Origin of the sequence: Agathobaculum massiliense (assembly GCF_900291975.1) — a bacterium.
In the GTDB taxonomy this organism is placed as follows: domain Bacteria; phylum Bacillota; class Clostridia; order Oscillospirales; family Butyricicoccaceae; genus Agathobaculum; species Agathobaculum ammoniilyticum.
This window is the reverse complement of record NZ_OMPN01000001.1, coordinates 1,616,781-1,629,716: the sequence shown is the minus strand read 5'-3', so window position 1 is coordinate 1,629,716 and position 12,936 is coordinate 1,616,781. Positions and strand designations below refer to the sequence as shown.

Sequence of the window (12,936 nt, the reverse complement as noted above, 5' to 3'; positions counted from 1 at the left end):
AACCCCTTGATCATGCAATCAAGGGGTTTTAGATGTTACATCATAAACGTCATGCAGTGTGTGCTTGGGGAAAGCGCTCGCGCAGGCGGCTTTTTCCGGTTGCTTAGCCCAAACGCTGAACCATCTCCTGCGGGATTGTGGCTGTTCCCTGACCGTAGTATTTGAACACATCGACCATCTGCTGAATCTGGGCATCGCTCATTTGCTTGGTTTCGCCGTTGACACAGGCTGCGCGCGCTGCCAGATAGCATTTGGCGGCTTCTTCCAGATAAACCGCAGCATATAGTGCTTGGTTAAGATCCTTGCCGACGGTCATAACGCCATGCTGGGACAGGATAACAGCATGACCGTCGCCGACATACTTAACGGTGTCAATGCCCATATCGATCGAGCCGGCGGCCGAATACGGGGTGATAGGCACGTTACCGCCCGCAGCGTTTGCCAACGCGGTGATGCATACACGGAACTCGGTTAGGCCGGGGATAAGAGAAACTGCAGTTGCATAGGGCTGGTGAGTGTGGATAACAGCGTTGATATCCGGGCGTTCGCGGAAGATATGTAGAATAGCAGGTGTGTCTGATGACGGCTTGCGTGTACCTTCTATGATGTTGCCGTCGAGATCCATGACGATCATGTCATCCTCAACCATTTTTTCGTACATCATACCGGATGGAGTGACAAGGATCTCACCTGACGGCATTCGCACACTCAGGTTGCCGCAGGTCAGTGAAACCAACTCATAGCGGTCAAGCATGATGCCGGCATCAATGATTTCTTTTTTCATTTCGGAAAACATAGCGGTTACCTCCTAAATATTTCGATCAGATCGCCCGGGGCATGTATCACATGCTCGGGCGAATAGGGCATGAGCTGCTCGATGGACTGATACCCCCAGCAGGCCGCGGCTGCGGCTGCGCCAGAGTTGTGCGCTGTTTGCATGTCTATATCCGTATCGCCGACATACAGGATCTCACTGCACTGCACATGCAACGTATCCAGCACCCGGTCCATCGAACGCGGGTCAGGTTTAGAAATGGTTTGCGGTGTCTGACCGATGCAAGCTTCCATCAGTCCGCCGAAGAACTGCCTGGTCAATGAGTGGGCCAGTGCATCCGGCTTATTGGTCAGCACGGCGTTTTTGATCCCCATATCCCGCAGCGCTTCAAGGGTTTCGCGTATGCCTTCATACGGTTCGGTCAGATGGGAAAAATCCTTCAGGTAACTGGCGCAGTCATAATCGCGGATCGCGGGCTGTAGCCGTTCCACATCCTGCTCCGGGCAGCCGCTCAATCTGAGCAGACGATGATAAAAATGCGAGATCGGCAGCCTGCACAGATCGCGGCAGTCCTCCATCGCAATGCTGTGCAGCCCGAAATGCGCCAGCGACTGGTTACAGTAATACAGAATGGTCGGCAGGGTGTTGAGCAGTGTGCCGTCCATATCCCACACGCAGGCACGATAGGGCACGTTATACCTCCAGGAAATCGACGAAACGAACCTTCTCAAGGTCGTCTTCCTGAATACCGAGTTTCTTTCCAGTCAGCTCCTCGACGGCTTCGACCAGATGCATTGCATCGATACCGTACTTTTTCATTAGGTACATCTTGGACGCGCCGTGCGGATAGCCCGGCAGGCCGATCTTGACCAGACGTTTACCCAGGCCGTTTTCTGCGATTATGTCCGCAACTGCCGTGCCGAGACCGCCGATGTCCAGATGGTTTTCGATCGTGATAACGCCGTACTTGCTCTTGTTGATCGCCTCGACGATGGTCGGGTCGGTAAACGGCTTGAGGGTAGAAACATGCATATGCTGCACAGAAACGCCCTTTTCCTTGAGCGCTGCCGTGGCGCGCATGGCTTCCTCGGTGCAGATCGACGAGGACAGCAGCACGATATCGTCGCCTTCGGACAGCACGCGGGCACGGTTGAACTGCATCGGCTCGTTGGCAGGGAACAGACGCGGCACTTCCTTGCGGAGCATGCGGATGTAAACAGGGCCGTTGCACTCATATGCCAGATCGAGCACGCCTTCGATTTCGGTTGCGTCGCCGATATCGAAAATGGTCATGTTCGGCACGGTGCGCAGCACACCGACGTCATTGATCGACTGGTGGGTAACGCCGCCCGGAGTGGTGATGCCGGGAACGAAGCCGACAAATACGACCGGCAGGTTCGGATAGGCCACGCTCATCTCAAGCTGGTCCAGAATGCGGCGGTAAAGGAATACGGCAAAGGTGTGCAGGAAGGGGCGGTAGCCCTCTCGCGCCATACCAGCCGCCCAGGAACACATATTCTGCTCGGCGATGCCCATGGTCAGATAACGGTCCGGATAAACCTGGCGGAACTTCTTGACCTCGCAGGACGAACCGAGGTCGGCGGACATAACCACGACCTCCGAATGCTCCGCGGCAAAGCGGATCATATTTTTTTCGTGGGTATTGACTTCAATTTTCATGGTTGAACCCCTCTCTTACATCGCGTCGTAGATCTTCTGGAATTCATCGCGCTCGTCCTTGCCGATGCGGATAAAATGCATCGAACGGGGCTTCTCGAGCGGCTTAATGCCGGTTGCGCCGCTGGTGCGTGCAATAACAACGAGCGGACGGCCCTTATGCGGGGTTTCAAACGCCTTGCAGAACGCTTCAATATCGTGGCCGTTGCATTCCACGCAGGTCGCGCCAAAGGACTCGAAACGAGCAACGATCGGTTCCTCGGTCATCTGATCCGCGATCTTGCCTTCAACCTGCTGGTCGTTGGCATCGACAACAACGATAAAGTTGTCCAGTTTATAGTGACCAGCCGCTTGGATACACTCCCAAGTCTGGCCTTCCTGCAGCTCGCCATCACCCAGCAGCACATAGCACTTGCCGGTGTCGCCGCGGCGCTTGCGGGCATGGGCAGTGCCGCCTGCAATCGAAATTGTCTGGCCGAGCGAGCCTGCGGTGTTTTCAAAACCGGGAGAATGCTCTGCGCCGATCATTTCCATATTCCAGCCGTCGACATTGAACTTCTCCATGCAGTTCGGGCTGATACGGCCGGTCGCCGCCAGCGCACTGTAAATAACCGATGCGTAATGGCAGCAGGAAACAAAGAAGCGATCCTTGTCTGGCGCAGGGGCGCCGTTATACGCAGAACCGCGCTGATAGTCCATGTTATCAGGGCCGGGAACGCCGGGGAACGGGATTGGCTCCCAGTTACCGACGGACGGACCGAGGTTCATCACCTTAGTATAAAGGGAAGCAATGATTTCTGCCGAGGAGCATGCCTGCGCCAGATAGCAGCCGCCGGTCTGCAGGGCTACGCCCAAAATCTGCTTGCGGATCTGGTTGGCTACTTTCTGGACTTCTTCGGTAGAATATTTTTTTTCCGCCATAATATTGACTCCTTTCTGATAAGCGCGTGAAAACAAATGTCGGATTATGCAACCCACTGCTGCTGGGTGCAGCGATACACCGTTTATCGTGCTTTTATTATTTCATAAATATGAACAAATGTCAACTGCATTAAAATGGATATATTGACTAAAAACCCCATTTGGTTTTTGTTGAAATGATCAAATTAAACAATATTTTTCTGGTTTTTGCTTGACAATACAGCCGATCACGCTATAATAAATGCAACTGGATATGATAATTTGTCAAACGAAGAAAGAACATTATTTCTATATATGAACATATTTTCAAGCAAGAGGGGATGCGATGATGAAAGCTGTTGTCAAAACCGAAGCGGGATACGACCATATGCAATATATGGATATCCCGGAACCGGAGGCGATGGGAGATCTGGTCAAAATCAAGCTGGCGTATTCCGGCATCTGCGGAACCGATTTACATGCCTTTAAAGGCACTTATGCAAGCACCAAACCGCCAGTGGTTTTAGGGCATGAGTTTTCCGGTATTGTCACCGCAGTCGGCCCCGATGTCAAAAACATCAAGGTCGGCGACCGCGTGACGAGCGAAACCACTTATAAAACCTGCGGCACCTGCCCGATGTGCGCAAGCAAGGACTACAATCTTTGCGGCAACCGGCAGGGCATCGGTACACAGATCAATGGTTCCATGGCGGAATATCTGGTCAGCCGTGAAGAAAGCGTCCATGTGCTGCCGGATAATGTCAGCCTGCTTTCCGCTTCGCTGACCGAACCGCTTGCCTGCGGCGTACATGCGACGATCGAAAAGGGCAACGTACAGCCCAACGACGTCTGCGTTGTATTTGGCGCGGGTGCGATTGGCCAAATGGTCATGCAAGTCGCCAAGAGCCAGGGCGCAACCGTTATCGTCGCCGGCCTGACACACGATGCCGAGCGCTTCGAAATCGCAAAAAGCGCAGGTGCGGACCGCTGTGTCGACCAGATGACCGAGGATCTGAAAGCAATCGTCATGGAAATGACGAACGGCGTCGGCGCAGACAAGTGCTTCGAATGCTCGGGCGCTGTACCTGCGGCCAATAAGGCGCTTGAGATCGTCCGCCGCAAGGGCACGGTCGTACAGATGGGCGTGTTCCCGGAAGCACACGAAAGCATCTGGACCGACCTGATCCTGCACAAGGAAATTGCCTACGTCGGTTCGCGCAGCCAGAAGCCCTCTTCCTGGGTCAAGTCGCTCGAACTGCTCGCAGCCGGTACGGTCGTACCGGAGAAGATCGTCACCTCGATCGATCCGCTGGAAAACTGGCGCGACGGCTTCGACAAGATGATCCGCGGCGAAGGCGCCAAGGGCGTTATCGTGCTGGACGGCTCGCTGAAATAAGCATAAAAAAGCAGGGATGCCTGCATCCCTGCCTTCGCATTTTTTCACCCCTCATGTTTCGAACGGCTTGCCCTCCAGTTCCAGTATGCGGAGGGCAAGTGGTTCGTCCACGATCAGGGTATTGAGATATTTTCCGTGCAGCGCTGCCAGCGTGCATTCTGCCTTGGCTGCACCGGCATTGATGCCGATCGACCACGTCGGATAATACATCGCTTCCAGCGGGGCGGAAATCACAAAGCGGCCATCCAGCTGCACTTCCTTGCCGTTGATATCAAACATACGGCCAAGCAGGCTGGATACTGCGCCACGGCGCATCAGCTCCTCGCGATCCTCCGGGCTATAGCAGCCGGATTGATACAGTGAAGCATTCGGATCGTCCAGCGAGCCGATGCCGGTGATTACAATATCAACCGAGAGCGCCTTTTTCAGTGTTGTTTCGATCTGCGGTTCAGCAACCAGATAGGAATAAACCAGTTCGCTGTCCACATAAACCGGCGCATAGATGTTGGAATATGTGCCGCCTACCTTTTTCGACAGGCGCAGCGCCAACTCCAGCCCGTCTACACGGGGATTACCGGTACCCAGACAGCCGACCATCTGCACCACGTTAACATTATAATATTCGCTCGGCTCGACCGCATTGCACAGCGCTTCCAGCGCCCGGCCCCACGAGATGCCGATCGACATATTGTTCTCCAAAACCGTGTTGAGAAAATGGGCGGCGCACTTTGCGCAACGGGCAAGCGCCTTGTCGAACTCATAGTTGCCGGAAACCACAATCGCGTCACGCAGACCGAACTCCGTGCGCAGCGCATAGGACAGCTTGGGATGCTTGACGATCGGGCTGTGGATAATCACCTCGACAACGCCGGTTTCCTTGGCTTCATCCAACAGGCGTGAAACCGTTGGGCGGGAAATTCCCATGATCTGACTGATCTCCTGCTGGCTCAGTTCCTGCTGATAATAAAGTTCGGAAATATGCACCAGTAAATCAACACGATTGCTCACAAAAAGGCTCCTCTCACCAACAATGACGTGAAACTTTGTTCACCATTTGAACATAGTATAACCGATTTTGACGCAAATGTCAAATTATTCTGCGTTGACAGCATAGACAGAGTAAAATACAATAATCAAGCAAAACGGATATAATTCGACAGTAATCGGAGGGAAAAGCATCATGTTTAGCCAAGAATTTACAATCAAGAACCAGACTGGCCTGCACGCCCGTCCCGCGGCGCAGCTTACCGCGCTCTGCAAGGGATTTCCGGAAGAAATCCGCCTTATTACCGAGAAAGGGTCGATCAACCCCAAAAATATTATCGGTATTTTGAGCGCTGGACTGAAAAAAGGCACGCCCATCACCATTGAAGTAAAGGGCGAAAACGAACAGGAAGTCGGCAACAAGATCGTCGCTTTTCTCGACGGACTGAACGAATGATCAAGGGAGGCAAACACTATGGAACAGGCAACCTTTCGTGAATTGATCCTGCGCAATGTGGAGGCCAAGAATGCCGAGGACGCGATCCGGCAGGTCGGTCAGCGCTTTTTTGACGCAGGCTTTGTCAAGGATACCTATATCGATGCGGTGTTAGCGCGCGAGGTAACCTATCCCACCGGCTTGCAGCTGGCGGAAATAGGCGTGGCCATGCCGCATACCGACCCGCAGCACGTATATCGCCCCGGTGTCTGCATCGCGCAACTGGCGCATCCGGTCACCTTCGCCCATATGGGCGATCCTGATACGCTCGTTGAGGCGGAAATGCTGTTTATGATGGCCATTCAGGACCCCGATGAGCAGGTTGAGCTGCTGCAGAAAGTGCTCGGCGTCTTCCAGCAGCCGGAAGTAGTCGCGGAATTCCGCGCGGCAAAAACAGACGACGAGCTGTTTGCAGCCGCGCAGAAATATATCGGTTAAAACCCATCCATCTCATTTTCCGTTTACAACAGGAGGAATGTAATCATGAAAAGCTGTACGATTCTCTGCGTGTGCGGTTCCGGCACGGTTAGCTCGGCAATGGTAGCCGGCAAGCTCAAGGAAAAGCTGGCTGAAAAAGGCTGGGACGCTTCCATGACCGAAGCCAGCCCCAACAGCATTGCTTCTGAAATCTCGGGCAAGCAGTTTGACCTGATCGCCTGCGTCAGCCCGGTCCGTCAGGACTTCGGCATCCCGAAGGTGAAGGCTGTCGGCATGCTGACCGGCATGGCAGAAGACAAGGTGGTCGAAGACTGCCTGGCTATTCTGGAAGCCAAGGGCTGATTTCCGGCCTGCATCCAGCAAACCGATACAGACCTTATGCCGCCGCAATTCCGATTGTCCCGTTCAGACAAAAAAGGGGGAAAAGTAAATGACAGAATTTCTGCAGACGTTGAGCAATGTGTTCTCAACCTTTGGCGCAACGGTGTTCGTGCCCATCATCCTGTTCATCATTGGTATGTGCATGGGCGCGCCTGCAAAAAAAGCCTTTCAGTCCGCGCTGCTGTGTGCAGTCGGTCTGACCGGCTTCAACTTTGTAGTTAACAGCTATTCGGCGATTATCGCGCCGGTTGTCAATCAAATGGTCACCAACGCCGGCGTTAACCTGCCCGGCCTGGATACCGGCTGGCAATCGGTTTCGGTCATCGCGTATTCCACCAAAGTCGGCGTTCTGTTTATCGGTGTAGCCATCGTACTGCAGATCGTCCTTTTCTTGGCGAAGTGGACGGACGTTTTCATGGCATCCGACCTTTGGAACAACTATTCGTTCATGGTTTGGGGCTCGCTGATTTATGCCCTGACGGAGAACATGATGCTTGCGATGGCCTGCATGATTATGCAGCTGCTCTATATCCTGCTGTTCTCTGAAGCCTGTGCCAAGCGCTGGTCCACCTATTATGAATATGACAACTGCTGTATGACGGCGCCGCACCATCTGGAAAGCCTGCCGTTTGCGGTTATCATGAACTGGCTGCTGGGTAAGATCGGCTTCAACAAGATCAAGCTTAACGCTGAAACCCTGCAGAAAAAGCTCGGCCTGCTGGGCGAGCCGATGTTCATCGGCCTGATTGTCGGCGCCATCATTGGCGTGATCGGTAACTACAACATGCTGTTCGGCGAAGGCGCGCTGGCAGCTTGGGGCACGGTCAGCTCGGCTGCGGTTTCGACTGCGGCGATCATGGCGGTATTCCCCAAGGTTGCAGGTATCTTTGCTAACGCATTCACCACGATGTCCGACGCCTATAAGGCCAAGGCTGTCGAGGCCGGCAAGGGCCGCGAGTGGTACCTGTCCGTTAACGACGCCTGCGGTTACGGCGAACCGAACACGTTGGTTACCGGCATCATCTTGATCCCAATCATGCTGTTGCTCTCGTTCGTGCTGCCGGGCAACATCATTCTGCCGATGGCCGACCTGTGCGCGCTGCCGTACATGGTTGAAATTTTCATCTGCGTATCCAACGGCAACATTGCCAAGAGTGTGGTCAGCGGTGCGATCTGGTTCTCGCTGGGCCTGATCATCGCCTCTCAGCTGGCGCCGACTTTCACTCAGGTAGCTGTAGAAGCCGGCTTCCAGCTGCCGCAGGCAGGCGTGTACATCACCAGCTTCGGTATCCTTTGCCATCCGCTGATTGCCGGCCTGTTCTATTGCTTCCTGAGCAAGAACCCGATCATCATCGGCGCGGTTGTAATTGTATACTTCGTGATGTACTTCCTGTTCCGCAAGAATAAAGCCCGTTTTGTCGAGTATCTGGAGCGCTCTGCCGCAGAGTATTCGGCTTATTAAGTCCATTGCTTTTGGTATAAGGTTTGCAACGCAATAATCAACTAATCGGCCGCTGCTGCATTTTGCAGCGGCGGCTATCGTATTTAGGAAAAGGAGACCAAATGAAAGATTTCACCTTGCGGCCGCAAAAGGTCGTTGTTGTGGGCGACGCGTTCGTTTCGCCCGAAACCATGGAGCAGGCCGTCCGCGCGAGCGCGCTTTGCTGCGGCGAAATCCGGAAGCTGCGTTGGGGGTCGACCGACAAGCAGGAATTCACCGCCCGGCAACTCAGGCTTGAGCGCGGCGGCCCAGAGGCCGTCCCTTACGCCGATGGACTGGACGAAGCAATCGCGGATGCAGACGTCCTTCTGGTGCATTTCAACCCGGTGCCAGCCGCGCTGTTGGAAAAGGCCAAAAGCCTTAAGCTGATCCTGACCTGCCGCGGCGGTCTGGAGCACATCGATTTGGCAGCCGCCAGCGCGCGCAATATCCCGGTGCTCAATGTCATCCGCAACGCCGAACCGGTGGCAGACTTCGCGCTGGGCATGATTCTGTGCCTGACGCGCGACATCGCACTATCCCACCTGAAAATGCGCGGCGGGGAATGGTGCAAAAACTACTATAACTCGGATTTCCTTATGACCCTGTCCGGCCACACGGTCGCGCTGGCCGGTATCGGCAACGTGGGCGCGGCGCTAGCGCGCCGTCTGCTCGCGCTCGGCGTACCGGTCATCGCCTATGATGCTTATACCAACCCGGAAAAGCTCACGCAGGTGGGGCTGGGCGCGGTCAAGCTGGTTGATTCGCTCGAAGCGCTGTTCGAGCAGGGCGATATTGTTTCGCTGCATCTGCGCCTGACACCTGAAAACGAGCATATGATTGGCATGCAGTATTTCTCCCGCATGAAAAAGACAGCGTACTTCATTAACACCGCGCGCGGCGGCCTAGTCGATCAGCCTGCGCTGGTTGAGGCGCTGCAGCAGGGCTACATGGCAGGTGCGGCACTGGACGTATACGACAGCGAACCGCTCGACGCGGACTCCCCGCTGCTACAAATGGACAATGTGCTGCTGACCCCGCACATCGCGGGAACGACGGTGGACGCGATCCCGCGCGCGCCGTTTCTGCTGATGCGTGAAGCGGACCGCTTTTTGCAAAGCGGCGTCAACGATCGTGTGGTCAATGCCGCTTCGATCACTCTGGACTAATGAAAGGAAGAATATGCTATGCTGCTGAAGGAAGAAAGAGAACTGGTTGTAGAATACGGCAAACAAATGATCGAGCGAGGATTGACTGTGGGTACTTTCGGCAACCTGAGCGTGTATAATGAAAAGGAGAATCTGTTTGCCATCAGCCCGAGCGGTATGGATTATTTCAAAACCGCGCCGGAGGACGTGGTTGTGCTGACGCCGGAAGGCGAAAAGGTAGACGGCGACCGCAAGCCCTCGAGTGAAGTGGACATGCACCGCATTTTCTATCAGAAGCGCCCGGGCATCCATGCTGTGGTGCATACCCATTCGACCTTTGCCACCGCGCTGTCCTGCATGGGGTGGTCCATCCCACCGTTGCACTACCTAGTTGCCTATTCCGGCCGCGAAGTGCCGTGTACGCCCTATGTTCAGTTCGGCACCTATGAGCTGGCGCAGTGCGCCTGTGAAACCATGGGCGACAATTACGCCTGCATCCTCGGCAACCACGGCCTGCTGTGCTGCGGCAGCAACATCGGCTACACATTGGATGTGGCCGAGCAGATTGAATTCTGCGCGGAGCTGTATTACCGCGTGCGTGCGGCGGGACAGCAGCCCAACCTGCTGACTGACGAGCAGATAGGCGTTGTGCTCAACTCGTTCCAGAACTATCGGAAAAAGTAAAGCCGTGCGGCTTTGCCGCGCATGTTCAGGAGGAAAATCACATGGAAAAATGTGTTTACTGCGGTAAAGCCCTGCCGGAAAACAAACTGATGGCCAAAGTGCATACCAGGTCGTTCGGCGTATGCTGTGAAGAATGCCGTGCGCGTACTGAGCGCTATGTACAGCTCGACCGACGGTTCAAAACCGCGCTGTACCTGCTGGTATTCGCAGGCGGTTTGGGCTTTATGATCAGCGCATTCTTTGGCGGTGACGGGCCGCTGCACATGGTCGGCGCGTATATCGGCCAGTTGGTCGCCGGCCTGGCGTTTCTGGCTTTCCCCTATCCGATCAGTTCGTTTGAAACATTCCACAGCATGAGCATCAGTCGGGTGACGATGATCACCCGACTGATCGGCCTGTTGCTGAGCGTTTCGGCAGTGGTGCTGCTTGTGCTGACAGTCTGGGGGGCTTAATCACGCTATGCAACGGAGCGCTGGGGAGGAAACGTCTGATCTAGCAGTGAGATCAGTCCGTTCTGCAGTTCAACACTGGTTTTCTGTGTTCGTTCATACAGGAGGCATTGCATTTTCAACATTTGTATGGTTTCATCTTCATCAGAGAAATTGCGTAGATCTGTCCAAAATGCAAGACCATAATTTGCGATCTTAAGGGTGTCAGTTTTATCGGTTTTCATCTTTTGGAGGGAATTGTCACTGAAGTTATGGATGCGGATCGCGTTGACAACACTGACAAAGTACCCAGCTGCTCTAAGCATGTGCGCTATAGGTCGCCAATACATTCTGGTATGCTCCATGACGATTCGCATATCGCCGCCGATTTCTCGTAACTGTTCCACTAGTCGAGAGACTCCATCGGCAGTATGGTCGATCTGAACCGGAGGGAGGACAATTTTCCTATCAGCCCTGCGGACAGCGACCGCACGTTTTCCCTTAGACACATCAATGCCAACAGTAGTGATCGTTTGATTCATCATATAGCTCCCTCCAGCAATACATGAAATCAATACCAATCCTAATTTGTTTCCTATTCAGCTTGCGTTGTTATTCGAGCATGCGGCCACGCCGCTACCTCGATCTGCAAAATCGAACGCTGCAACGAAAGCGACGGTTGACAGTTTGCGGCCATGAGCATGAATAGCGCAAGCATCGCGTCGTCAGACCGATTCTCCCTTCATTGTAGCTTCGGAAAAAACTTCCGTATAGATCAAATTTCAATTTCTGGCCGAACTGTTCTTGGTCTTAAAACTCCCCCCATCCTTGGTTTGTTCCCAAACCCGCAATTCTATGTAGATGACGGATATTCCGATGCCAACTTCAACCGCACGGATTTCCAGCGCGTGATGCCGGACATGGAAAATGATAAAATCGGAATCATCATCACCAAGGACAAGCGTTACACCAACATTCAGAAATTGACGCCGGAGCTGCTGCGTCTGTTCATCCAGAAAATCGTGGTGCATGAAAAAGACGTAAAGTATTCTATACATGCACGCCAAACCGAAGTAATTCACTACACCGATATTGGCATGGTTGGCAACCCTGCTATTCGAGATCAAGCTGAAAACCTATAAAAGGCACAGAAATAGAAACACCCCTGCGGGCATCGTGAACCGATATCCGCAGAGGGATTCCATGCAATTGTAGATACCCTTATGAGGGAGCATCTAATTGACGGCGTTTTCCTTTGGCGCGTTGGGGAGCTGTGCCAGCACGATGGCGGCGAACATTAGCACACAGCCGAATATCTCGCGGCCGGATAGCGACTGGCCCAGAATCAGCCAGCCGGCAATGACCGAAATCACGGATTCCAGGCTCATGATAAGCGAAGCGACAGTAGGGTTCATCCCTTTCTGTCCGACGATCTGCAGCGTATAGCCCACGCCGGAGGACAGCGCGCCCGCGTACAGTACGGGCTTCCACGCAGCAAGGAGCGCGCCCAGGCTGGGCTGTTCAAACAGCAGCATGCCAACGGCAGCGATCGCCGCGCATACAAAAAACTGGACACATGACATTTTGACCCCATCCGTGCGCGGGGAGAAATAGTCGATTACCAGAATATGAACGGAAAACAAGAGCGCGCTGACAAGGCTGATTGCATCCCCAAAATTGATGGTCAAGCCATCGGTCATGCACAGGAAGTACATTCCCACAATAGCAAGCGCTATCCCGCCCCAAACTAACCGCCTGCATCTTCGATGGAAGAACAGCAGATTAATCAACGGGACGATCAGAATATAGCATGCTGTAAGGAAGCCGGATTTACCAACGGTCGTATAGAGTAACCCAACTTGCTGCGCAAGGTCAGACACACAAAGTACAGTGCCGCAGCAGATACCGCCGAGCAGCAGTGTTTTGCGCGCCCTGCACCGGTCGGCAGGCGTTTCGCCCGCGTGCCCCGGCCCCGAGCGGTGCAGCACGGCGACCACTGGCAACAGCACGATACCGCCGATCAGGCTGCGCGCGAACAGGAATGTAAGTGGGCCAACATAATCCATACCGACGCGTTGCGCAACGAACGCAAAGCCCCAGATGGTAGCAGTAAGGAATAACAGAAGAGAATTGCGGAGCTTCACAGGAT

Annotated in this window: 15 protein-coding genes and 2 pseudogenes; 10 read left to right on the top strand and 7 right to left on the bottom strand. The window is 54.1% G+C overall.

Annotated features, from left to right (window positions below):
• Positions 1-103 precede the first annotated feature (103 nt).
• The 4 genes from DBQ51_RS08380 to DBQ51_RS08365 are packed head-to-tail and all read right to left on the bottom strand — an operon-like array spanning position 104 to position 3,373.
• On the bottom strand, positions 104-796 hold the full coding sequence (locus tag DBQ51_RS08380) for a class II aldolase/adducin family protein (protein WP_107631277.1): 693 nt from the start codon (positions 794-796) through the stop codon (positions 104-106).
• A gap of 5 nt (positions 797-801) precedes the next feature.
• A complete protein-coding gene (locus tag DBQ51_RS08375) occupies positions 802-1,467 on the bottom strand; it encodes an HAD family hydrolase (RefSeq protein WP_107631276.1) in 666 nt (221 codons plus the stop codon).
• Between the two features lies 1 nt (position 1,468).
• On the bottom strand, positions 1,469-2,455 hold the full coding sequence (locus tag DBQ51_RS08370; protein WP_054328143.1) for a transketolase family protein: 987 nt from the start codon (positions 2,453-2,455) through the stop codon (positions 1,469-1,471).
• Positions 2,456-2,470: 15 nt separating this feature from the next.
• A complete protein-coding gene (locus DBQ51_RS08365) occupies positions 2,471-3,373 on the bottom strand; it encodes a 1-deoxy-D-xylulose-5-phosphate synthase N-terminal domain-containing protein (RefSeq protein ID WP_107631275.1) in 903 nt (300 codons plus the stop codon).
• A gap of 325 nt (positions 3,374-3,698) precedes the next feature.
• On the opposite strand from DBQ51_RS08365, the pseudogene DBQ51_RS08360 reads away from it, so the two are divergent.
• Positions 3,699-4,604: pseudogene (locus DBQ51_RS08360) on the top strand (zinc-binding dehydrogenase); the annotation flags it as partial.
• Between the two features lie 9 nt (positions 4,605-4,613).
• Positions 4,614-4,736, top strand: a pseudogene (locus tag DBQ51_RS17620) (sorbitol dehydrogenase); the annotation flags it as partial.
• Positions 4,737-4,799: 63 nt separating this feature from the next.
• Here DBQ51_RS17620 and DBQ51_RS08355 read toward each other — a convergent pair.
• On the bottom strand, positions 4,800-5,756 hold the full coding sequence (locus tag DBQ51_RS08355) for a sugar-binding transcriptional regulator (protein ID WP_107631274.1): 957 nt from the start codon (positions 5,754-5,756) through the stop codon (positions 4,800-4,802).
• 172 nt (positions 5,757-5,928) lie between these two features.
• Between DBQ51_RS08355 and DBQ51_RS08350 the strand changes: the two genes are divergently transcribed.
• The 7 genes from DBQ51_RS08350 to DBQ51_RS08320 all read left to right on the top strand — a co-directional run bounded on the left by DBQ51_RS08350 (position 5,929) and on the right by DBQ51_RS08320 (position 10,811).
• On the top strand, positions 5,929-6,189 hold the full coding sequence (locus tag DBQ51_RS08350; protein WP_054328146.1) for an HPr family phosphocarrier protein: 261 nt from the start codon (positions 5,929-5,931) through the stop codon (positions 6,187-6,189).
• Positions 6,190-6,207: 18 nt separating this feature from the next.
• Entirely contained in the window at positions 6,208-6,666 is a 459-nt protein-coding gene (locus tag DBQ51_RS08345; protein WP_054328147.1) for a PTS sugar transporter subunit IIA, read from the top strand.
• 45 nt (positions 6,667-6,711) lie between these two features.
• Positions 6,712-7,008, top strand: coding sequence for a PTS sugar transporter subunit IIB (locus DBQ51_RS08340; RefSeq protein ID WP_054328148.1), 297 nt, complete (start codon positions 6,712-6,714; stop codon positions 7,006-7,008).
• An 88-nt stretch (positions 7,009-7,096) separates the two neighbouring features.
• Complete coding sequence (locus DBQ51_RS08335) at positions 7,097-8,509, top strand: PTS galactitol transporter subunit IIC (RefSeq protein ID WP_107631273.1); 1,413 nt, start codon at positions 7,097-7,099, stop codon at positions 8,507-8,509.
• 101 nt (positions 8,510-8,610) lie between these two features.
• Positions 8,611-9,696, top strand: a complete 1,086-nt coding sequence (locus DBQ51_RS08330; RefSeq protein WP_107631272.1) for a 2-hydroxyacid dehydrogenase — start codon at positions 8,611-8,613, stop codon at positions 9,694-9,696.
• 18 nt (positions 9,697-9,714) lie between these two features.
• A complete protein-coding gene (locus tag DBQ51_RS08325) occupies positions 9,715-10,359 on the top strand; it encodes an L-fuculose-phosphate aldolase (protein WP_054328150.1) in 645 nt (214 codons plus the stop codon).
• A gap of 41 nt (positions 10,360-10,400) precedes the next feature.
• Positions 10,401-10,811: an eL24 family ribosomal protein gene (locus DBQ51_RS08320; RefSeq protein ID WP_054328151.1), complete on the top strand. Its 411-nt coding sequence runs from the start codon at positions 10,401-10,403 to the stop codon at positions 10,809-10,811.
• Between the two features lie 5 nt (positions 10,812-10,816).
• Here DBQ51_RS08320 and DBQ51_RS08315 read toward each other — a convergent pair whose 3' ends face one another.
• Positions 10,817-11,332, bottom strand: coding sequence for an IS110 family transposase (locus DBQ51_RS08315; RefSeq protein ID WP_107631271.1), 516 nt, complete (start codon positions 11,330-11,332; stop codon positions 10,817-10,819).
• 156 nt (positions 11,333-11,488) lie between these two features.
• Here DBQ51_RS08315 and DBQ51_RS17160 point away from each other — a divergent pair, with 156 nt between their 5' ends.
• Positions 11,489-11,929 carry a DUF4368 domain-containing protein gene (locus DBQ51_RS17160; protein ID WP_242977871.1) on the top strand — a complete coding sequence of 147 codons (441 nt, stop codon included), beginning with the start codon at positions 11,489-11,491 and terminating at the stop codon, positions 11,927-11,929.
• A gap of 93 nt (positions 11,930-12,022) precedes the next feature.
• Here DBQ51_RS17160 and DBQ51_RS08305 read toward each other — a convergent pair whose 3' ends face one another.
• Positions 12,023-12,931 (bottom strand): DMT family transporter, encoded by a 909-nt coding sequence (locus DBQ51_RS08305; protein WP_054328154.1) that lies wholly within the window; start codon positions 12,929-12,931, stop codon positions 12,023-12,025.
• Positions 12,932-12,936 lie beyond the last annotated feature (5 nt).